Source organism: Pseudomonas sp. RC3H12 (genome assembly GCF_018596375.1).
GTDB lineage: Bacteria > Pseudomonadota > Gammaproteobacteria > Pseudomonadales > Pseudomonadaceae > Aquipseudomonas.
Window position 1 is genome coordinate 4,347,872 of record NZ_CP075595.1, and the last position, 20,545, is coordinate 4,368,416.

The 20,545-nt window shown below is 64.3% G+C and carries 17 protein-coding genes; 5 read left to right on the forward strand and 12 right to left on the reverse strand.

Annotated elements, in window-relative coordinates; translation table 11 throughout:
* Window positions 1–31: 31 nt before the first annotated feature.
* The 9 genes from trpE to KHO27_RS19895 all read right to left on the reverse strand — a co-directional run bounded on the left by trpE (window position 32) and on the right by KHO27_RS19895 (window position 10,871).
* A complete protein-coding gene (gene trpE / locus KHO27_RS19855; protein WP_110697500.1) occupies window positions 32–1,513 on the reverse strand; it encodes an anthranilate synthase component I in 1,482 nt (493 codons plus the stop codon).
* 70 nt (window positions 1,514–1,583) lie between these two features.
* On the reverse strand, window positions 1,584–2,402 hold the full coding sequence (locus KHO27_RS19860; RefSeq protein ID WP_023630656.1) for a phosphoglycolate phosphatase: 819 nt from the start codon (window positions 2,400–2,402) through the stop codon (window positions 1,584–1,586).
* On the reverse strand, window positions 2,399–3,073 hold the full coding sequence (gene rpe, locus KHO27_RS19865; protein WP_102685224.1) for a ribulose-phosphate 3-epimerase: 675 nt from the start codon (window positions 3,071–3,073) through the stop codon (window positions 2,399–2,401). The genes KHO27_RS19860 and rpe overlap by 4 nt, the downstream gene beginning before the upstream one ends.
* 146 nt (window positions 3,074–3,219) lie before the next feature.
* The gene (locus tag KHO27_RS19870) at window positions 3,220–4,047 is read right to left on the reverse strand and encodes an ABC transporter permease (RefSeq protein ID WP_023630658.1); all 828 of its coding nucleotides are present in this window, start codon (window positions 4,045–4,047) and stop codon (window positions 3,220–3,222) included.
* An 11-nt stretch (window positions 4,048–4,058) separates the two neighbouring features.
* Complete coding sequence (locus tag KHO27_RS19875) at window positions 4,059–5,306, reverse strand: ABC transporter permease (protein ID WP_110697494.1); 1,248 nt, start codon at window positions 5,304–5,306, stop codon at window positions 4,059–4,061.
* A gap of 67 nt (window positions 5,307–5,373) precedes the next feature.
* Window positions 5,374–6,408 carry an ABC transporter substrate-binding protein gene (locus KHO27_RS19880; RefSeq protein ID WP_214500665.1) on the reverse strand — a complete coding sequence of 345 codons (1,035 nt, stop codon included), beginning with the start codon at window positions 6,406–6,408 and terminating at the stop codon, window positions 5,374–5,376.
* A 40-nt stretch (window positions 6,409–6,448) separates the two neighbouring features.
* A complete protein-coding gene (locus tag KHO27_RS19885) occupies window positions 6,449–7,561 on the reverse strand; it encodes an ABC transporter ATP-binding protein (RefSeq protein WP_214500666.1) in 1,113 nt (370 codons plus the stop codon).
* A gap of 281 nt (window positions 7,562–7,842) precedes the next feature.
* Window positions 7,843–8,475 carry a response regulator gene (locus tag KHO27_RS19890; protein WP_214502010.1) on the reverse strand — a complete coding sequence of 211 codons (633 nt, stop codon included), beginning with the start codon at window positions 8,473–8,475 and terminating at the stop codon, window positions 7,843–7,845.
* Window positions 8,469–10,871 carry a PAS domain-containing sensor histidine kinase gene (locus KHO27_RS19895; protein ID WP_214500667.1) on the reverse strand — a complete coding sequence of 801 codons (2,403 nt, stop codon included), beginning with the start codon at window positions 10,869–10,871 and terminating at the stop codon, window positions 8,469–8,471. The genes KHO27_RS19890 and KHO27_RS19895 overlap by 7 nt, the downstream gene beginning before the upstream one ends.
* Window positions 10,872–10,966: 95 nt before the next feature.
* On the opposite strand from KHO27_RS19895, the gene KHO27_RS19900 reads away from it, so the two are divergent.
* The gene (locus KHO27_RS19900; RefSeq protein WP_110697488.1) at window positions 10,967–11,971 is read left to right on the forward strand and encodes an alpha/beta hydrolase family protein; all 1,005 of its coding nucleotides are present in this window, start codon (window positions 10,967–10,969) and stop codon (window positions 11,969–11,971) included.
* A gap of 51 nt (window positions 11,972–12,022) precedes the next feature.
* Here the strand turns inward: KHO27_RS19900 and KHO27_RS19905 are convergent, their stop codons facing one another.
* From KHO27_RS19905 to KHO27_RS19915, 3 genes are read right to left on the reverse strand one after another with little or no spacing between them, the layout of a single operon-like run.
* Window positions 12,023–12,787 (reverse strand): TerB family tellurite resistance protein, encoded by a 765-nt coding sequence (locus KHO27_RS19905; RefSeq protein WP_214500668.1) that lies wholly within the window; start codon window positions 12,785–12,787, stop codon window positions 12,023–12,025.
* 1 nt (window position 12,788) lies between these two features.
* Window positions 12,789–13,460 (reverse strand): N-acetylmuramate alpha-1-phosphate uridylyltransferase MurU, encoded by a 672-nt coding sequence (murU, locus tag KHO27_RS19910; protein ID WP_214500669.1) that lies wholly within the window; start codon window positions 13,458–13,460, stop codon window positions 12,789–12,791.
* A complete protein-coding gene (locus KHO27_RS19915) occupies window positions 13,457–14,476 on the reverse strand; it encodes an aminoglycoside phosphotransferase family protein (protein WP_214500670.1) in 1,020 nt (339 codons plus the stop codon). Before KHO27_RS19915 ends, murU begins: the two co-directional genes overlap by 4 nt.
* Before the next feature lie 132 nt (window positions 14,477–14,608).
* On the opposite strand from KHO27_RS19915, the gene KHO27_RS19920 reads away from it, so the two are divergent.
* Genes KHO27_RS19920 through rsmA form a run of 4 tightly spaced genes read left to right on the forward strand, consistent with a single transcriptional unit; the run spans window position 14,609 to window position 20,502 of the window.
* Entirely contained in the window at window positions 14,609–17,419 is a 2,811-nt protein-coding gene (locus KHO27_RS19920; protein ID WP_214500671.1) for an LPS-assembly protein LptD, read from the forward strand.
* A complete protein-coding gene (locus tag KHO27_RS19925) occupies window positions 17,400–18,719 on the forward strand; it encodes a peptidylprolyl isomerase (protein WP_111532029.1) in 1,320 nt (439 codons plus the stop codon). Before KHO27_RS19920 ends, KHO27_RS19925 begins: the two co-directional genes overlap by 20 nt.
* Window positions 18,716–19,705, forward strand: a complete 990-nt coding sequence (gene pdxA, locus KHO27_RS19930; RefSeq protein ID WP_198753807.1) for a 4-hydroxythreonine-4-phosphate dehydrogenase PdxA — start codon at window positions 18,716–18,718, stop codon at window positions 19,703–19,705. The genes KHO27_RS19925 and pdxA overlap by 4 nt, the downstream gene beginning before the upstream one ends.
* Entirely contained in the window at window positions 19,702–20,502 is an 801-nt protein-coding gene (gene rsmA / locus KHO27_RS19935; protein WP_214500672.1) for a 16S rRNA (adenine(1518)-N(6)/adenine(1519)-N(6))-dimethyltransferase RsmA, read from the forward strand. Before pdxA ends, rsmA begins: the two co-directional genes overlap by 4 nt.
* Window positions 20,503–20,545: the final 43 nt, after the last annotated feature.

Below are 20,545 nucleotides of genomic sequence, written 5' to 3' on the forward strand. Positions count from 1 at the left end.
TTGTCGGGGCCGCGTTGCGGCCCCGATCTATTTACTTGGCGCAGGTCTGCTCGGCCAACGCCACTGCCCGGAACATTGCCCGGCGCTTGTTGATGGTCTCTTCCCATTCCAGCGCCGGCACAGAGTCGGCGACGATGCCGCCGCCGGCCTGCACATGCAGTTCGCCGTCCTTGATCACCGCGGTGCGGATGGCGATGGCGGTATCCATGTTGCCGTTCCAGGCAAAATAACCCACCGCGCCACCGTAGACACCGCGCTTGACCGGCTCGAGCTCGTCGATGATTTCCATCGCGCGAATCTTCGGCGCACCCGACAGGGTGCCGGCCGGCAGGATCGCCCGCAGTGCGTCCATGGCGGTCAGGCCTTCACGCAGTTGGCCGGTGACATTGGACACGATGTGCATGACGTTCGAATAACGCTCGATCACCATCTTCTCGGTCAGGCGAACACTGCCGGTGGCGGACACGCGGCCCACGTCGTTGCGGCCCAGGTCGATAAGCATCAGGTGCTCGGCGATTTCCTTGTCATCCGACAGCAGGTCGTCTTCCAGGGCCCGGTCGGCTTCTTCGGTGGCGCCACGCGGGCGGGTACCGGCGATCGGGCGCACGGTCACCAGGTTGTCTTCGACCCGCACCAGCACTTCCGGCGAGCTGCCCACCACATGGAAGTCGCCGAAATTGAAGAAGTACATGTACGGCGTCGGGTTGAAGCAACGCAGCGCCCGGTAAAGGTCGATGGGCGCGGCCTTGAAGTCGATGGACATGCGCTGGGATGGCACCACCTGCATGCAGTCGCCGGCCAGGATGTATTCCTTAATCCGGCCCACCGCGTTTTCGTAGTCGTCACGGGTGTAGCTGGAGCGGAACTCGGGTTCGGCTGCCTGTGGCCCGCTCAAGTCCAGGCCGCGGCGCGGGGTGATCGGCTGGCGGAGGGTGTCCAGCAAACCTTGCAGGCGGGCCTGGCCCTGCTCGAACGCTTGTTCTTCGGCCGGATCAACCAGCACGATCGCATGCATCTTGCCGGCCAGGTTGTCGAACACCACTACCGCATCGGAGACCATCAGCAGGATATCTGGCACGCCCAGCGGATCGGGGTTGGGGCTGGCGCCGAGGCGTTTTTCCACATAACGCACGCAGTCGTAGCCGAAGTAACCGACCAGGCCACCATTGAAACGCGGCAAGCCTGGGATGTCAGCGACCTTGTAACGGTCCTTGAACGCCTCGACGAAAGCCAGCGGGTCTTCGACGTCGTGGCTTTCCACCTCGACGCCATCCTGCAGGATGCTCACATGGTAGCCATGAACACGCATGACGGTGCGCGACGGCAGGCCGATCATCGAGTAGCGGCCCCATTTCTCGCCACCTTGCACGGACTCGAGCAGGTAGGAGTTGGGCTGGTCAGCCAGTTTCAGGTAGATCGACAGCGGCGTGTCGAAGTCAGCCAGGGTTTCGCAGGCCAGGGGGATGCGGTTGTAGCCGGCAGCGGCCAGGCGCAGGAATTCTTCGCGGGTCATGTGTAGCCTCGGGGCAAGCAGCAATGGGGTCGGGCAAACGGATGTACCGGCAGGCGCCGGCGGGCGGGAGTCAGGCGCGCCAGCGCCAGCGGGCCAGGGCCTTGATGACTTTCATCCAGAATTTGCCAGTAACCACCACGTCGTTGTCTCTGCTTTGCGGGGCTTGAAGGTCCGCCAACGTTATCCCAGTGTCGGTGACTAAGCAACCGGGCAGCAGCAGGCGCAGATCGCTGAGCACCAGGCTGGGCGACTCCTCGTCGATGGGGCGGCCATGGTTGTAGCCGTAGCTCAGGCCGACGCACTGCACCCCCGCGGCCTTGGCGGCCAGCACGTCGCTGCGTGAGTCGCCGACGAACAGCGCCTGCTCGGCGCTGACGCCGGCCATTTTCATGACGAACAGCAGCGCTGCAGGGTCGGGCTTCTTCTGTGGCAGGGTGTCGCCGCCGATGATCCAGCGGAAATAGCGCCCGATCTTCATCTGGTCAAGCAAAGGGGCAACGAAGCGTTCGGGCTTGTTGGTGATCAGTGCCATCTCCACACCCTGCTTGCGCAGCCAGCGCAAGGTGTCGCGCACGCCGGGGTAGACCACGGTGAGTTCATGGTTATCGGCATAGGCCTCCATGAACAGCGCCAGCGCGCGCTCGGCCAGCTCGTCGTCCACCGCGGCGTGGTCGATACCACCGGCCAGGGCCCGGCGCACCAGCACCTGGGCGCCGTTACCCACCCAGTGGCGCACGGCCTCAAGGCCTGCAGGCGGTCGCCCGAGTTCGAGCAGCGTACGGTCGACGGCTGCGGCCAGGTCGGGTACCGAATCGATCAGCGTGCCATCCAGATCGAACATCACCAGCCTGGGCAGTGTCCCCGGGAACAACTGCTCGAAGCCGCTCATGCGCGTGCCAGCGCCATTTCGGCACGCATCTTGTCGATGACTTCCTTGTAGTCCGGGGCATTGAAGATCGCCGAGCCGGCGACGAAGGTGTCAGCGCCGGCGGCGGTGATCTCGCGGATGTTGTTGACGTTCACGCCACCGTCGATCTCCAGGCGGATGTCACGACCGCTGGCGTCGATCAGGGCACGGGCTTCGCGCAGCTTGTCGAGGGTGCCGGGGATGAACTTCTGGCCGCCGAAACCTGGGTTTACGCTCATCAACAGGACCATGTCGATCTTGTCCATCACGTACTTCAGCGCATCCAGGCTGGTAGCCGGGTTGAACACCAGGCCGGCCTTGCAGCCGCCGTCCTTGATCAGTTGCAGGGAACGGTCGATGTGCTGCGTGGCTTCCGGGTGGAAGGTGATGTAGGTGGCGCCGGCCTCGATGAAGTCGCCGATGATGCGGTCGACCGGGCTGACCATCAGGTGCACGTCGATGGGCGCGGTCACCCCGTACTTGCGCAGGGCGCTGCAGACCATCGGGCCGATGGTCAGGTTGGGCACGTAGTGGTTGTCCATGACATCGAAGTGGACGATGTCGGCCCCGGCGGCCAGGACCTTGTCGACGTCCTCGCCCAGGCGGGCGAAGTCGGCGGACAGAATGGAGGGGGCAATAGCGTAGGGCTGCATGGCGCACCTGTTGGGCAGAATCACGGTGGCGCGCATTGTAACTCAGGGAAGCGGATCGGGGCTGATTGGTATCAACGCCAGCGCAGCAGATGGTCGACCGGATGGCGTGGGAGCGAGCTTGCCCCCACGTCACCCGCGTCGAAGATTCAACCTGGCTGCTGGGTCCTCAGTTTCTCACTGCGCCCACGCAACCACTCCAGGGTCAGCAGCAGGATCACCGAGAAGGCGATCAACAAGGTGGCAGCCGCGGCGATGGTCGGACTCAGGTTCTCGCGGATGCCGCTGAACATCTGCCGTGGCAGGGTCGCCTGCTCAGGCCCGGCAAGGAACAGGGTCACCACCACCTCATCGAACGACGTGGCGAAGGCAAACAGCGCGCCGGAGATCACCCCCGGGGCGATCAACGGCAAGGTCACCCGACGGAAGGCCAGCAGAGGCGAGGCCCCAAGGCTCGCCGCCGCGCGCACCAGGTTGTAGTTGAACCCCTGCAGCGTGGCCGACACGGTGATGATCACGAACGGCACACCCAGCACCGCATGCACCAGGATCAGCGAGGTGAAGCTGTTACCCATGCCCAACGGGGCGAAGAACAGGTAGCTGGCCACGCCAATGATCACCACCGGCACCACCATCGGCGAAATCACCAGCGCCATCACCAGCGACTTGCCGGGGAAGTCGCCACGGGTCAGGCCGATGGCCGCCAGGGTGCCGAACACCATGGCCAGCAGCGTGGCTGCCGGGGCAACGATGATGCTGTTCTTCAGGGCGCGCATCCATTCGGCGGAGGCGAAGAAGTCCTGGTACCAGTGCAACGAAAAGCCTTGCAGGGGATAGACCAGGAAGCTCCCGCTGTTGAACGACAGCGGAATGATCACCAGCACCGGCAACACCAGGAACAGCAGGATCAGGCCGCACAGTATGCGCAGGCTGTAGAACCACACCCGCTCCACGGGGGACATGTAAGGGCTCAGCATGACAAGGCTCCTCAGCTCAGGCGCAGGCGGCTGGCGCCGACCAGCCAGCTATAGATCAGGTACAGCAGCACGGTGGCCAGCAGCAGCAATCCGCCCAGGGCGGTGGCCATGCCCCAGTTGATGCTGGTGTTGGTGTAGAAGGCGACGAAGTAGCTGACCATCTGGTCGTTCGGGCTGCCCAGCAGCGCCGGGGTGATGTAGTAGCCGATGGCCAGGATGAACACCAGCAGGCAGCCGGCGCCGACACCGGCGTAGGTCTGCGGGAAGTACACCCGCCAGAAACTGGCGAACGGATGGCAGCCGAGGGAGATCGCCGCGCGCATGTAGCTGGGCGAGATACCTTTCATCACGCTGTACAGCGGCAGGATCATGAACGGCAACAGGATGTGCACCATGGAGATGTACACGCCGGTACGGTTGAACACCAGCTCCAGCGGCTGATCGATGATGCCCATGGCCATCAGCGCACTGTTGATCAGCCCGCCTGACTGCAACAGCACGATCCAGGCCGCCACCCGCACCAGGATGGAGGTCCAGAACGGCAGCAGCACCAGGATCATCAGCAGGTTGCTCTGCCGGGTCGGCAGGTTGGCCAGCAGGTACGCCAGGGGATAGGCCAGCAACAGACAGATCACGGTGATCACCACACCCATCCACAGGGTGCGAGCGAAGATGTCCAGGTAGATGGCCTGGTCAGGGGTGGCCTTGGCCAATTCGCCCAGGTCGTCGATACGGTGGTCCAGCGCGGCCAGCAGGTAGAACGGCGTGACACTGCTGGTGTTGCGACGGATCGCCTGCCAGTAGGCAGGATCGCCCCAACGCTCGTCAAGCGTCTGCAAGGCTTCTTTATAGGAGGCAGGCTCGGCCTTGAACGGCAGCGCCCGCGCGGTCTTGGCCAACAGGCTGCGATAGCCGGCCAACTCCATGTTCAAGCGTTTGGAAAGGTCGCCCAGGGTCTGGTTCTTGCGAGACTCGGCCAGGTCCTGACTCAGGGCCTTGTAGACCTCCTCGCCCGGCAGGCTCTTGCCATCCCACTGCGCCACTGCCTCGACGGTGCGCGGCAGGCCGGCGACCACCTCGGGGTTGCCGACGCTCTTGTACAACAGCGCCGCGATCGGCACCAGGAACACCAGCAGGAGAAACAGCGCCAGCGGCGCGATCAACGCCTGGGCCTTCCAGCGGTTGACCCGCTCGGCATGCTTGAGGCGCTGCTTGAGGCTTTTACCCGCGCCTTCATTGAGGGGCACTGCAATGGCCATGGCGAACTCCGAAAAACCGATGAACAGAGGAGCGCCAGCCCATCAGGCCGACGCTCCGGCGCAGGTGTTACTTCTTCGCCGCCCAGGCGTTGAAGCGTTGCTCCAGCTGTTCGCTGTTGTCGGCCCAGAAGGCCACGTCAATCTGCACCTGGTTGGCGATGTTCTCAGGTGTGGTCGGCATGTCCTTCTTCACCGCGTCGGCCAACAGCGGGACGGCCTTGGAGTTGGCCGGGCCGTAGGCGATGTTCTCGGAGTAGGTCTTCTGCTGCTCGGGCTGGACGGTGTAGGCGATGAATTTCTTCGCCTCCTCCGCATCCTTGGCGCCTTTCGGGATGGCCCAGGCATCGAAGTCGTAGATGCCGCCGTTCCACACCACCTTGAGGTTGCTTTCCTTCTGCACCGCGGCGATACGACCGTTGTAGGCCGAGCTCATGACCACGTCACCCGAGGCCAGGTACTGCGGCGGCTGGGCACCGGCTTCCCACCACTGGATGCTCGGCTTGAGTTCGTCGAGCTTCTTGAAGGCGCGGTCCTGGCCTTCTTTGGTGGCCAGCACCTTGTACACCTCTTTGGGTGCGACGCCGTCAGCCATCAGGGCGAATTCGAGGGTGTACTTGGCGCCCTTGCGCAGGCCACGCTTGCCCGGGAATTTCTTGGTGTCCCAGAAGTCGGCCCAACTGGCAGGCGCGCTCTTGAGTTTGTCGGCGTTGTAGGCCAGCACCGTGGACCAGACGAAGAAGCCCACGCCGCACGGCTGAATGGCGCCGGGCACGTAGTCGCCTTCATTACCGAACAGTGCGGGGTCGAGCTCTTCGAACATACCTTCATCGCAACCCCGGGCCAATTCCGGCGACTCCACCTCGACCAGGTTCCAGCTGACGCTCTTGGTGTCGACCATGGCTTTGACCTTGGCCATCTCACCGTTGTACTCACCGGCGACGATCTTGCCCTTGCCCGCCTTTTCCCATGGCTCGTAGAACGCCTTGGTCTGGGCCGCCTTGTTGGCACCGCCGAAGGAAATCACGGTCAGGTCGGCCGCCATGGCCTGGCCGGCGGCGAACAGGCCAAGGGCCAGGGCGGTCAGTTTCAACTGCTTGCGCATTGTTATTCTCTCCACAGTTCAGGGTTGGTAAAGCAAACCATCAATGGGCGTCGGCAATCGGATCGAGCGCGCGGGCGTGCTCCACCTCCCAGCCCAGCGGTACCACGTCGCCCACCGCCAGGGCCGGGTCGAGCTCGGCGATCGGCTGCTTGACGAAGAAATCGGCCTTGCCACAGACCTCCAGGCGCACCCGCACGTGGTCGCCGAGGTAGATGAACTCGGCGACACGACCGGAGAAGCGGTTGACGCAGTTCTCGCTGTGGCCGTTCAGGCGTACCCGCTCGGGGCGAATCGCCAGGGTCACCGGGTCACCGGCCTGGCCAACGTTGACCGCCAGTGCATCGACCCGCTCGCCACGGGCCAGTTGCACCTGGCAACGATTACCGTCACTGGCCAGCAGGGTGCCGTTGATGCGGTTGTTCTCACCGATGAAGTTGGCGACGAAGGTGTTGCAAGGCTCTTCGTAGAGGGTGCGCGGGTCGGCAATCTGCTGGATCTCGCCCTGGTGGAACACCGCCACCCGGTCGGACATGGTCAGCGCCTCGCCCTGGTCGTGGGTCACGTAGACCACGGTCACGCCCAGGCGCTGGTGGATATGCTTGATCTCCATCTGCATGTGTTCACGCAACTGTTTGTCGAGGGCGCCGAGCGGTTCGTCCATCAGCACCAGCTGTGGCTCGAACACCAGGGCGCGGGCCAGTGCCACGCGCTGCTGCTGGCCACCGGAAAGCTGGCCGGGATAGCGCTTGGCGAAGGCATCCAGCTGGACCATGCCGAGCACGCGCTTGACCCGCTCGCTGACGTCGGTCTTGCTGAGGTTGCGCACGGTCAACGGGAAGGCCAGGTTCTCGGCCACGGTCATGTGCGGGAACAGTGCGTAATTCTGGAACACCATGCCGATATCGCGCTTGTGCGGCGGCACATTGTTGATCGAGCGCCCGGCCAGCTGGATCTCACCGGCGGTGGGGGTCTCGAAGCCTGCCAGCATCATCAGGCTGGTGGTCTTGCCCGAACCGGAAGGGCCGAGCAGGGTCAGGAACTCGCCCTTGCGGATGTCCAGGTTGAGGTCCTTGACGATCAGCGATTCGCCGTCGTAGCTCTTCTGCACACCTCGGAAGCTGACCAGCGTCTCGTTCGAATTCGCCTCGCTCATGCCCTGCACCTTCTTGTTGGAATGACTGCGTAGGCAAAAGCGTAGAAGACGCGCAAAGCCCAGGAAATCGGGGGCGCTGAGAGAATGCCATCATCCGGATGGAAGAGTTGCTGTAGGGATCGCCCTACAAGGATGGCGTTTTCAGGTAACTCGAGCTTTGCAGGAGCGGCTTTAGCCGCGATCACCCGCGAAGCGGGTGTCGGAGACAGCGGCGCTTGCATCGCGGCTAAAGCCGCTCCTACGCTGAGATCGCGTAAAAGCCATTGTCGCAACCAGAACACTCACACCAACTTGTGCTCCATGGCGTACTTCACCAGCTCCGCCAGTGAGTTGACCTTGAGCTTCTGCATCAGCCGCGCCTTGTGGGTGCTGATGGTCTTGCTCGACAGCGCCAGCTGCAGGGCGATGTCGTTGACGTTGGCGCCCTGGGCCAGGCGCTCGAACACCGAGAATTCGCGCTCCGACAGCAGCGTGTGCAGCGGCCGGGTTTCGGTCAGGCCCACTTCGAACACCATGCGGTCGGCCAGGGCCGGGTCGATGTAGCGCCCTCCCCCCGCCACCCGGCGGATGGCCGTGAGCAACAGCGCCGGGTCGCTGTCCTTGGTCGCATAGCCCGCCGCACCGGCCTTGAGCGCCCGCGCCGCCATCTGCGCCTCGTCATGCATCGACAGCATCAGGATCGCCGGCGGATTGTTCAGCGCGCGGATCCGCGGGATCGCCTCCAGGCCATTCACCCCAGGCATGGAGATATCCAGCAGCACCACCTCGCAGGGCGTGTGGCGCAGGGTCTCCAGCAACTGCTCGCCATTGCTCGCCTCGCCCGCCACCTGCATGTCCTTGGCCAGGCCGATCAATTGCTTGATGCCTTCCCGGACGATGGTGTGGTCTTCCGCCACCAGCACTCGAATCACGATTGTTTCTCCTGCTTCAAAGGAATCGCCACGCTCAGGCTGGTGCCCTCGCCCGGCTCGCTGTCCAGGCTCATGCTGCCACCGTGCATCAACACCCGCTCACGCACACCCACCAGGCCGAACGAAGTCGGCCGCGCCGCCTCCATGGCAAACCCCACGCCGTCGTCGATCACGGTCATGCGCAACTGCCCGGCCTCGTGAACCAGCTCGATCTGCACCGTGTGCGCCTGGGCATGGCGCATGACGTTGGTCAGCGCCTCCTGCAAGATACGGAACAGGCCGATGGCCTTGGCATCGCTCAAGGGTGGCAGATTGTCCGGTACCTGCACCAGACAGGGGATCTGCGTGCGCGCCTCGAAACGCCGCGCCTGCCACTCGATGGCCGAGGCGATGCCAGCGTCGAGGATCGGCGGGCGCAGGGCCGTGGCCACGTCCCGTACCAGCTGGAACAACTGGGCGATCAAGCGCTTCATGCTGGCCAGGCGCTCGTTGAGGGCGGGGTCCAGCTCGGCGAACGCCAGCTCGCACATCGACACTTCAAGCTTGAGCACCGTGAGCATCTGCCCCAGTTCGTCGTGCACTTCGCGGGCAATCCGCGCCTTCTCCTCTTCGCGCACGCTTTCCAGGTGCGCCGACAACTCGCGCAATTGCTCCTGGGACCCGGCCAGCGCCAGCTCGGCCTGCTTGCCTTGGGTAATGTCCCAGACCACGCCGTCCCACACCATGCGCCCATCGGCCAGGCGGCGGGTGGTCGCCTTGATGTCGGCCCAGCGCTGCTCGCCCTGGCGGGTGAGGATACGCCCCTGCCAGGACCAGTCCTGATCGCTGGCCAAGGCCAGGTCCTGTACCCGATGGTAGTCGGCGCGATCCTCCGGATGGACCAGGTTGCGCAGCCCCATCTGCGGGTGCTGGATCTCCGCCGGGATGTAACCGACCAGCGCCTCGCTGCCTTCGCTGATATAGGGAAATTCCGGGTCGCCTTCGGCCGGATCGCGCTCCAGGCGAAACACCAGCCCCGGCACGTTGCCAGCGATACCCTTGAGCCGCGCCTCGCTTTCGCGCAGCGCGGCCAGGTCACGCCGGCGCTCGGTGACGTCAGCGAGGAACACCACCAGGTACTCGGCGTCGCGAAAACGCAGGAACGACAGCGACAACTCGACCGGGAACAGGCTGCCGTCGGCGCGCCGACACTGGCTTTCGAACTGCTGTTCGCCGCCATCCCCGGTACGGGCACGCTTCCACAGTTCCAGCCAGCGATCCATCTTCAGGTTCGGCTCGATAACGACCAGTGGCAGCTCCAGCAACGCCCCCTCGGCAAAGCCCAGCATGCGCTCGGCGGCATGGTTGGCGTAGCGCACATGGCTGTCCCAGTTGACCCAGAGGATGCCCACCGTGCTCTGGTCGATGGAAAACTGACTCAGGCGCAAAGCCTCCTCACGCACCTGGCGCTCGACCAGGCTCTCCCGGGCCGCCAGCAACCCCCGCTCCAGGCCGCGCTGCTGACGACGCTGCCAGGCCAGGGTCGCCAAGGCGCACAGCAGCAGCAGGCCAAACAGCAAGGCAAGGTTCTGCCAGAACCCGGCAGACTCGGAGAAACGTGGATACCTGGGCTGCAACCAGCGCTGGTGCATCTGCTCCAGGGTCTTTGCCGGCAAGGCCTGCAAGGCACGCTCGAGAATATCGGCCAGCACTGGCCAATCGCGCCGTGAGCCGACCCGCAGCAACTGCGGCAGACCGATATCACCCACCACCGCCAAGTCGGCGAACTCACCTTCGCGCGACAACCGGCTGAGCTGCGACTCGTCCAGCACGGCGAAGCTGGCCTGAGCGCCCAGCACCAATTGCAGGGCCTCGCGCTCGTCGGGCACACCCTGCAGGTTGAGATTGCCGTAGTTGCCACGCAGGTAATCCGCCAAGGCACTGGGCATGCGCACCGCCACACGTTCATTGGCGGTCAGTTTCTCCAGCTCTACCGCCACCGCGCCGCTGCGCATGCCCACCACCAATTGCGGCACACGCATGTAAGGGTCACTGAACAACCACAGCCGCAGGCTGGTCGGCGTTTGCATAAGGCCTGGAGCGAAATCGATCTCACCCGCCTGCAAGGCATGTTCAAGGGCGGCCTGGTCGGCAAAGCCGCGCCAGGTCAAATCCAGGCCCAACGCTTGGGACAAGGCGCCGACCAGTTCGACGTTCGCCCCGTAGAACTGCTGCAGGCGCCGGTCGAACTGGGCATAGGGCGCCTGCAGTACCAGGCCGACGCGCAAGCCGCGGTGTTCGTCCAACCATTGCTGCTGGGCAGGATCCAGCACCACGGCAGGCGGCGCCTGCAGCTTGGCCAGGGCGATCAAGGGTAGACACAACCAGCCGATAACCCACAGGCAACGCACTCGCTTCATCTCTACGCTCGTCTTGGCAATGACGGCCACCTGGCGTGGCCGTCGCGGGCAAATACCATTAGGCTGCCGGTATGATTCTGGCCTTGGATTGATCGATGTTCACACTTTATCGCACGACGCTGGCAATGTTCTGCCTGGCCTCGGCCCTGCCGTTCGCGGCTCAAGCCGACGACGCCGAGAAACCCGAAGCGCCCGCCGAAGCGGCCGCGTCCGCTCCCGCTCCGCGCCCACCGCTGCTCGAGCGCAGCCAGGACGATGCCATGGCCCTCGAGCGCCAGGTACCCAAGGCCGAACAGCAGACCTTGCAGGCCAATGGTGAAAACTTCCTGGCGCTTTGGAAGCCTGCCAACGACAGCGATCCGCAAGGCGCGGTGATCATTGTCCCGGGCGCGGGCGAAAGTGCCGACTGGCCCACCACCGTCGGCCCGCTGCGTCGAGGTTTCCCCGATGTCGGCTGGAGCACCCTGAGCCTGAGCATGCCCGACCTGCTGGCCGAGCGCCCACAGGCGCGGGTCGAGGCCAAGCCCGCAGTCGAACCGAAAAAACAGGACGGCGAGTCGGCTCCAGCCAAGGACACGCCCGCCGATGCCAACGCCAACGTTGCCCAGGCGACCGCGCCGGAAGCGGATACCGCCGAAAGCACCGACGCGGTCGAAGCCGACGAACACACCAGCGAGGAAGATGCCGAGCGCATCTTTGCCCGCCTCGACGCCGCCGTGGCCTATGCCCAGCAGGAGAAAGCGCGCAGCATCGTGTTGCTGGGCAACGGCAGTGGCGCGTACTGGGCCGCACGTTATCTCAGCGAGAAGCAGCCGCCCCAGGTACAGAAACTGGTAATGGTCGCCGCGCAGACACCCGCGCGGGTTGAGCATGACCTGCTGAGCCTGACCCCAACGCTGAAGGTACCAACCGCCGACCTCTACTACGTCACCCGCACAGCAGATCGGCTGGCGGCCCAGCAGCGCCTGCAGGCCAGCAAGCGGCAAAAGGGAAGCCAGTATCGCCAGGTGTCGCTGATGGCCATGCCTGGCAACAAAGCGGCGGAACAGGAGCAACTGTTGCGGCGGGTGCGCGGCTGGTTGACGCCGAAGGAAGAGTAACAACAGCCGCTCCTGCCACCTCGGCAGGAGCGGGCTTGCCCGCCGGTGTACCTACAGCCCCCGCCGCTTGCGGATCATGGTATAGGCCTGATGCAACTCACGGGTAAACTCGGTCGCCTCGCGCACCTTCGCTTCGCTGGCGCCACTGCCCACCAGCTTGTCCGGATGGTGCCGGCTGAGCAGGCGCCGATAGGCCTGTTTGACCTTGTCGGCCTCGGTGTCCGGCTCTACCCCCAGCAATCTCAGCGCCGCCGCATAGGTCATGACGCCGCCTTCGATCGAAGAACGTCGCGGCTCATAATCTAGCGACAAGGCCTGCACCTGGTTGCGACTGAGCCCCAACTGCTGCCCCCAGCCGAGCAACAGGTCACGCTCCTGGCGCCCGGCCTTGCCGTCGGCCCAGACCATGCGCCAACAGGCACGCAAGGTGCCTTCGGCGCCGTGGGGCTGCATCTTTATGCGGCGCAGGTAGTGACCCAGGCGCTCCTTGCCCGACTTGCCCCGGTTGAACGCGGCTATCGCACGCATCCGCGCTGGCTCCGCCAGGTCCAGCCGGGTCATTTCCTGCCGCGCCTGCTGGATATGCCCTTCGCCTACCCGGCCATCGCTCTTGGCCAGCCGCCCGAGCAGAACGAACAACAACTCTTCGTCACGCAGTGCCGGGCGCCCGCCCAGGCGCTCGCGCATGTCTTCCCAACCCTGCAGCCGCAGGCGCCGATCCATGGCCTGGCCTAGCAGCGCCCCCAGCAACGCACCGGGGATGCTGGCCACGGCGAAACCGGCACCGGCACCAATCACTGTGCTCGGCCACCACATATCAGGCACGCTCCCCGATCAGGCGCTCGACATCGGCCAGACGCTCGAGAGTGCCGACATCGATCCAGTGCCCGCCATAGTGCTCGCCGCTCACCCGCCCTTCGGCCATGGCGCTGCGCAACAGGGGAGCCAATTTGAATGCACCGGGCTGGCAACCTGCGAACAGCGCTGGGTCCAGTACCGAGATCCCACTGAAAGTCAGCGTTCCCGGGGCGTCATCGCCATCGCTCACCTGCCCATCCGCCAGGTGGAAGTCGCCACGGCCGTGGTGGCCGGGGTTGTCCACCAGCACCAGATGCGCCAGGCCGTGCAACGGCGCATTCAGGCCGGCGAAGTCGTAGTCGGTCCAGACATCGCCATTGACCAGGATGAACGGTGCATCACCCAGCAGCGGCAACGCCTTGAAGATCCCACCACCAGTCTCCAGCGGCTCGCCCTCCGGCGAATAGCTGATCGCCAGGCCGAAGCGGCTGCCATCGCCCAGGTGATCCTCGATCTGCTGGCCAAGCCACGCATGGTTGATGACCACCTCGCGAATACCGGCACAGGCCAGGGCCTCTAGGTGGTACTCGATCAACGGCTTGCCGGCGGCTCGCACCAGCGGCTTGGGCGTGTGCAGGGTCAGCGGGCGCATGCGCTCGCCCTTGCCTGCCGCCAGGATCATCGCCTTCATGAACGCGCCCCGGCATGCAGTTCGGCAATCAGCTGGCCCAGCTCGGCCAACTCAGGCCGGCGGCTGATCACTTCATCTATATAAGCAAAGAACCGCGGCACGTCGGCCAGGTAGCGTGGCTTGCCGTCGCGGTGGCAGATGCGCGCGAAGATACCGATCACCTTGAGGTGGCGCTGCACCCCCATCAGGTCGCTGGCACGCTGGAAGGCTTCGAAGTCCGCCTGTACCGGAATCCCGGCGGCCTGCGCCTTGTGCCAGTAATTACGCAACCAGCCCTCGACGCGGGCCTGGGGCCAGCTGAGGAAGGCGTCCTTGAACAGGCAGGTGATGTCGTAGGTTACCGGGCCGTAGACCGCGTCCTGGAAATCCAGCACGCCTGGATTGGGCGCGCTGTGCATCAGGTTGCGCGGCATGTAGTCGCGGTGCACCAGCACCTTGGGCTGGCCCAGGGCACTGTCGATCAGCAGCTGGCTGAGCCGCTGCCAGGTGGCCTGCTGCGCGTCGCTGAAGCTCAGGCCAAGCTCGCGGCCCACATACCACTCGGGGAACAGCTCGACCTCACGGCGCAGCAGGGCGACATCGTAGCTGGGCAGTGGCGCCTCCATCGGCAAGCGCTGGAACGCCAGCAGCGCATCGATGGCGTCGGCGAACAGGGCATCGGCATTGCCCTGATCAATGATGTCCAGGTATGTCTGCCGGCCGAGATCCCCCAGCAGCAGGAAACCGCGCTCCAGGTCCTGGGCGTGGATGACCGGCACGTGCACGCGCGCCGTGGCCAGCAAATGGTCGATGTCGACGAACGGGCGGCAGTTCTCCTGGGGCGGCGGCGCATCCATGATCACGAAGCTGTGCCCGGCGCCCTCCCAGCGGAAGTAGCGGCGGAAACTCGCATCGCTGCTGGCGGCGGTCAGGCTGCCGGCGGGCACTTCGCCCCAGGCATTGGTACGGAAGAGGTTCTCCAGCTGCCCGGCAAGCCAGGCGGTCAGTTGTTGCAGGCGTACATCGTGATCGGGCATTACAAGGGTTCTCCGACGGCCCTAGCCGTCAAGCGGGTCATGCTTTATTATCCAGCATCTTTTTCAGACCATCGAGAGGCGTGCGGCCCCCACACGCGGGCAGATGGCACGCAGGAAGCCCGGACTAATAAGATGGCATTGAAATCCCCCGCGTTTCGTAGAAAGTTTCCGTTGCTCGTGACTGGCGGTTTGCTGGCCCTGCAACCCCTGGCCACGTCGTACGTGGTGGCGGCCGAGCAGTTCGACTGCCAAGTGTCCGCTTCCGGTGGCTGGGACTGCAAGCCCAAGACCGCTGCCAACTTGCCTCCGCGCCCGGTACACCCGGGCGCTGCCGCGGCCAGCACGGGTGCCGAGGCACCCGGCGAAGTCGCCGCGACCGAGGCCGACAAGCCGATGCTGGTCACCGAGGCCAAGGGCCGCGGCCTGAAGTCGCGCAGCGAAGACTACAGCCATCTGGACTGGGTCCCGCGCGAGAAGCTCACTGCCGCGCAGCTGGCCGAGACCGGCCCGTACTGCGGCGGCGCCTACATCGAGCCGACCCGCCCGGGCATGAACGACTCCACGCCCAAGGACGAGTCGCCGACCTACATCAACGCCAAGGTCTCCAAGTACCAGCAGGAGCAGCAGATCGCCACCCTCGCCGGTGACGTGGTCATGCGCCAGGGCAGCATGCAGGCCGAAGCCGACGAAGCCAACCTGTACCAGGCCGAAAACCGCGGCGAGCTCAAGGGCAACGTCAAGATCCGCGACAACGGCTCGCTGGTGGTTGGCGACGAGGCGCAGATCCAGCTCGATACCGGCGAGGCCCGGGTCGACAACGCCGAATACGTGATGCACAAGTCGCACATCCGCGGCAACGCGCTGTACGCCAAACGTGCGGAAAACGCCATCATCCGCCTCAAGGACGGTACCTATACCACCTGTGAGCCGGGCAGCAACGCATGGCAGCTCAAGGGCAACAACATCACCCTGAACCCGGCCACCGGTTTCGGCACCGCGACCAACGTAACGCTGCGGGTCAAGGATTTCCCGGTGTTCTACACACCGTACATCTACTTCCCGATCGACGACCGTCGCCAGTCCGGCTTCCTGCCGCCATCGTTCAGTTCCAGCAGCGACACCGGCTTCATGCTGGTCACGCCGTACTACTTCAACCTGGCGCCTAACTACGACGCCACGTTGTACCCGCGCTACATGGCCAAGCGCGGCATGTTGATGGAAGGCGAGTTCCGCTACCTGACCAAGTCCAGCGAAGGGCAGTTCGGCGGCGGCTTCCTGAGCGATCAGGACGACGACCGCAAGAAACAGACGGACTACAAGAAAGACCGCTGGATGGTCAACTGGCAGCACAAGGGTGGCCTGGACGAGCGCCTGATGACCGAGGTGGACTACACCGACATCAGCGATCCGTTCTATTTCCAGGACCTGGAGACCGATCAGATCGGCGTACAGGGCCGGGACGTCCTGAACCAGCAGGGCGCATTGACCTACCGGGGTGACAGCTACACCGCGCGCCTGAATGTGCATGCCTACGAGATGGGAACCATCTCGCAGATCACGCCATACGACAAACTGCCGCAGATCACCTTCAATGGCATGCTGCCGTTCCACCCGGGCGGCTTCGATCTGAGCTACGAAACCGAGGCTGTACGCTTCGACCGCGATCTGAAGAACGATTTCGTACTGGACAAGGACGGCAACCCAGATACTTCCGCAGGCGGTATTCCTGGCCGTCGCCTGGACCAGAACGTTTCCGGTATCGCTCGCGCCAACGGCACCCGTCTCAACTTCGCCCCGGCGATCAGCCTGCCGATGCAAGCCAGCTATGGCTATATCACGCCGAAGTTGAAGTATGTCTATACCAATTACGATCTGGATCTGGACAGTCAGGGCAAGGCCCAGGCGATTGCACAGTCAGCGAACCCGGCCTATGGCAGCTACAGCAGCTCGCTTAACCGCGACATCCCGATTTTCAGCGTTGACAGCGGCCTGTACTTCGACCGCAACACCCAGCTGTTCGGTACCAACTACCGCCAGACGCTCGAGCCGCGTCTGTTCTACCTCTATGTTCCGTACAAGGATCAGAAGGATATCCCGCTGTTCGACACAGGCGAGAACACCTTCAACTACTCCTCGCTGTTCCGCGACAACCGCTTCAGCGGTACCGACCGCATCGGGGACGAGAACAAGCTTTCGTTGGGCGTGACCAACCGCTGGATCGAGGACAACGGCTTCCAACGCCAGCGCTTCAGCATCGGCCAGGCGTTCTACTTCAAGGATCGCAAAGCCCAGCTGCCAGGTATCGACTATCGCACCCGCAAGGAAAGCCAGTCGGACGTCTCGCCATACGCGCTGGAATATGAATACGCCTTCAACCGCGATTGGCGCTTCAACTCGGACTTCAACTGGGATCCAGACAGCCGCAGCACCCGCTCGGGTAGCGCGATGTTCCACTACCAGCCTGAAGACAATCCGAACAAGGTCGTCAACCTCGGCTACCGCTACCGCAACGACCTGATCACCTACGACTCGGCGACCGGTCTCTGGAAAGTCGGTGGTGGTGACTATGGCACTCCGGGCGACCCGAACTACATCAAGGATTACTACAAGATCCAGCAACACGACTTCTCGGTCATCTGGCCGATCGTGCCGCAATGGAGCGTGATCGCTCGCTGGCAGCATGACTACAACCGCAACCGCACCCTGGAAGCGATGGGTGGCTTCGAGTACGACAACTGCTGCTGGAAGCTGCGCCTGATCAACCGCTACTGGATCGACTACGACGACTTCAGCCAGGCCGTCCCGAACAACGAGAAGGGCGACCACGGCATCTTCCTGCAGATCGTGCTCAAAGGGCTCGGTGGTGTAGTCGGCAACAAGGTCGAATCGTTCCTGGACCAAGGCATTCAAGGTTACCGTACCCGTGAAGAGCAAGCTTATTGATCGTCTGCGCCCGCTGATGCTGGGCGCCGCAATGCTGAGTGGCGCGGTGCATGCCGCGGTACAACCCATCGATCGCATCGTGGCCACCGTCGACAACGACGTGGTCATGCAGAGCCAGCTGGACCAGCGCGTTCGCGAAGTGCAGCAGACCATCGCCAAGCGTGGCGGCGGCGTGCCGCCCACCGGTGCGCTGGAACAGCAAGTGCTGGAACGCCTGATCGTCGAGAACCTGCAACTGCAGATCGGCGAGCGCTCTGGCATCCGCATCACCGACGAAGAGCTGAACCAGGCCGTCGGCACCATTGCCCAGCGCAATGGCATGTCGCTGGAACAGTTCCGTGCCGCCCTGGCCCATGACGGCCTGTCGTACGACGATGCCCGCGAGCAGATCAAGCGCGAGATGATCATCAGCCGCGTGCGTCAGCGCCGCGTCGCCGAGCGCATTCAGGTCTCCGAGCAGGAAGTGAAGAACTTCCTCAACTCGGACCTGGGCAAGATGCAGATGTCCGAAGAGTACCGTTTGGCCAACATCCTCATCCCGACCCCGGAAGGCGCCAACTCGGAGGCCATCCAGGCCGCCGCGCGCCAGGTAGGCGATGTCTACCAGCAGCTCAAGCAAGGCGCGGACTTTGGCCAGATGGCCATCGCTCGCTCGCGCAGTGAAAACGCCCTGGAAGGCGGTGAGATGGGCTGGCGCCAGGCAGGCCAGCTGCCACCAGACTTCGCCAAGATGCTCAGCAGCATGGCAGTCGGCGACATCACCGAGCCGATCCGCATCCCCAACGGCTTCATCATCCTCAAGTTGGAAGAGAAGCGCGGCGGGAGCCAGAGCGTGCTGCGCGACGAAGTGCATGTACGCCACATCCTGATCAAACCGAGCGAGATCCGCAGCGAAGCCGCCACCGAGCAACTGGCCGAGCGCCTGTACGACCGGATCCAAAACGGTGAAAACTTCGCCGAGCTGGCGAAGAGCTTCTCGGAAGACCCGGGTTCGGCGCTCAACGGCGGCGATCTCAACTGGGTCGACCCGAACAGCCTGGTACCTGAGTTCCGTGAGCAGATGGCCAACGCCGAGCAAGGCGTGGTGACCAAGCCCTTCAAGACCCAGTACGGCTGGCATGTGCTGGAAGTGCTGGGCCGCCGCGCCACCGACAGCACCGAACAGGCTCGCGAGCAGCAGGCCATGAACGTCCTGCGCAACCGCAAGTACGACGAAGAGCTGCAGAACTGGCTGCGCCAGATCCGCGACGAAGCCTACGTTGAAATCAAGCTGCCTGGCGCCGACCAGGTCACCCAGTGAAACCCCTGCGCTTCGCCGTCACCCCCGGCGAGCCAGCCGGCATCGGTCCCGACCTGTGCCTGCTGCTCGCCGCCGAGGTCCAGCCCCACCCCCTGATCGCCATCACCAGCCGTGACCTGCTCGCCGAGCGGGCTACGCAGCTGGGCCTGGACGTCAAGCTGATCACGGTTGAGCCGACCGCCTGGCCGGAGCAACCCGCTCCCGCCGGCAGCCTATATGTCTGGGATACCGCCCTGGCCCACCCGGTGACAGCCGGGCAGTTGGACAAGGCAAACGCCGCATTCGTCCTGGAAACCCTGACCCGCGCCGGGCAAGGCTGCCTGGACGGGCACTTCGCCGGAATGATCACCGCGCCGGTGCACAAGGGCGTGATCAACGAAAGCGGTATCGCCTTCTCCGGGCATACCGAATTCCTCGCTGACCTCACCCACACCACGCAAGTGGTAATGATGCTGGCCACCCACGGGTTGCGCGTGGCACTGGTGACCACTCACCTGCCCCTGCGGGACATCGCCGAGGCCATCACCGGCGACCGCCTGGAGCGCGTCACCCGCATCCTGCATGCGGACATGCGCGACAAGTTCGGCATTGCCAACCCTCGCATCCTGGTCTGCGGGCTCAACCCGCATGCCGGAGAAGGCGGCCACCTGGGCCGCGAAGAAATCGACATCATCGAGCCGGCGCTGCAGCGCCTGCGTGCCGAAGGCATGGACCTGCGCGGCCCGCTGCCGGCCGATACCCTGTTTACCCCCAAATATCTGGAGCACTGCGACGCGGTGCTGGCGATGTACCACGACCAAGGCCTGCCCGTGCTCAAGTACAAGGGCTTCGGCGCCGCGGTCAACGTGACGCTGGGCCTGCCGATCATCCGCACCTCGGTCGACCATGGCACCGCCCTGGACCTGGCCGGCACCGGCCGGATAGACACCGGCAGCCTGCGCGTCGCCCTGCAAACCGCCTACCAGATGGCCGAGAACCGACCATGACCGAGCACTACCAACACCGGGCGCGCAAGCGCTTCGGCCAGAACTTCCTGCATGACGCCGGAATCATCGACCGTATCCTGCGGGCGATCAACGCCAAGGCCGGCGAACACCTGCTGGAGATCGGCCCGGGCCAGGGCGCCCTGACCGAGGGCCTGCTGGGTAGCGGCGCACAGCTGGACGTGGTGGAGCTGGACAAGGACCTGGTGCCGATCCTGCAACACAAGTTCGCCGGGCGCGACAACTTCCGTCTGCACCAGGGCGATGCCCTGAAATTCGACTTCAACCAGTTGGGCGTGCCTGAGCGCAGCCTCAAGGTGGTGGGCAACCTCCCCTACAATATCTCCACCCCACTGATCTTCCACCTCCTGGCCCATGCCAACCTGATCCGCGACATGCATTTCATGCTGCAAAAGGAAGTGGTTGAACGCATGGCCGCCGGCCCTGGCGGCGGCGACTGGGGCCGCCTGTCGATCATGGTGCAGTACCACTGCCGCGTGGAGCACCTGTTCAACGTCGGCCCGGGTGCCTTCAATCCGCCACCAAAAGTGGACTCGGCGATCGTGCGGCTGGTGCCCCACGAAGTGCTGCCCTACCCGGCCAAGAACCCCAAGCTGCTGGAGCACGTGGTACGCGAAGCCTTCAACCAGCGCCGCAAGACCCTGCGCAACACTCTCAAGGGCCTGCTCGACAGCCAGGCCATCGAGGCCGCTGGCGTGGATGGCAGCCTGCGCCCCGAGCAGCTCGACCTGGCCGCCTTCGTCCGCCTGGCCGACAAGCTGGCTGAACAGCAGGGCTGACCGAGCCAGCGTAGGACAAGCCCATCCCACCCTTGGAATGGGT

What these genes read in the sequence shown, in the direction of transcription:
- trpE (WP_110697500.1), bottom strand. Translation starts at nt 1,513, where the DNA reads ATGACCCGCGAAGAATTCCTGCGCCTGGCCGCTGCCGGCTACAACCGC.
- KHO27_RS19860 (WP_023630656.1), bottom strand. Translation starts at nt 2,402, where the DNA reads ATGAGCGGCTTCGAGCAGTTGTTCCCGGGGACACTGCCCAGGCTGGTG.
- rpe (WP_102685224.1), bottom strand. Translation starts at nt 3,073, where the DNA reads ATGCAGCCCTACGCTATTGCCCCCTCCATTCTGTCCGCCGACTTCGCC.
- KHO27_RS19870 (WP_023630658.1), bottom strand. Translation starts at nt 4,047, where the DNA reads ATGCTGAGCCCTTACATGTCCCCCGTGGAGCGGGTGTGGTTCTACAGC.
- KHO27_RS19875 (WP_110697494.1), bottom strand. Translation starts at nt 5,306, where the DNA reads ATGGCCATTGCAGTGCCCCTCAATGAAGGCGCGGGTAAAAGCCTCAAG.
- KHO27_RS19880 (WP_214500665.1), bottom strand. Translation starts at nt 6,408, where the DNA reads ATGCGCAAGCAGTTGAAACTGACCGCCCTGGCCCTTGGCCTGTTCGCC.
- KHO27_RS19885 (WP_214500666.1), bottom strand. Translation starts at nt 7,561, where the DNA reads ATGAGCGAGGCGAATTCGAACGAGACGCTGGTCAGCTTCCGAGGTGTG.
- KHO27_RS19895 (WP_214500667.1), bottom strand. Translation starts at nt 10,871, where the DNA reads ATGAAGCGAGTGCGTTGCCTGTGGGTTATCGGCTGGTTGTGTCTACCC.
- KHO27_RS19900 (WP_110697488.1), top strand. Translation starts at nt 10,967, where the DNA reads ATGTTCACACTTTATCGCACGACGCTGGCAATGTTCTGCCTGGCCTCG.
- KHO27_RS19905 (WP_214500668.1), bottom strand. Translation starts at nt 12,787, where the DNA reads ATGTGGTGGCCGAGCACAGTGATTGGTGCCGGTGCCGGTTTCGCCGTG.
- murU (WP_214500669.1), bottom strand. Translation starts at nt 13,460, where the DNA reads ATGAAGGCGATGATCCTGGCGGCAGGCAAGGGCGAGCGCATGCGCCCG.
- KHO27_RS19915 (WP_214500670.1), bottom strand. Translation starts at nt 14,476, where the DNA reads ATGCCCGATCACGATGTACGCCTGCAACAACTGACCGCCTGGCTTGCC.
- KHO27_RS19920 (WP_214500671.1), top strand. Translation starts at nt 14,609, where the DNA reads ATGGCATTGAAATCCCCCGCGTTTCGTAGAAAGTTTCCGTTGCTCGTG.
- rsmA (WP_214500672.1), top strand. Translation starts at nt 19,702, where the DNA reads ATGACCGAGCACTACCAACACCGGGCGCGCAAGCGCTTCGGCCAGAAC.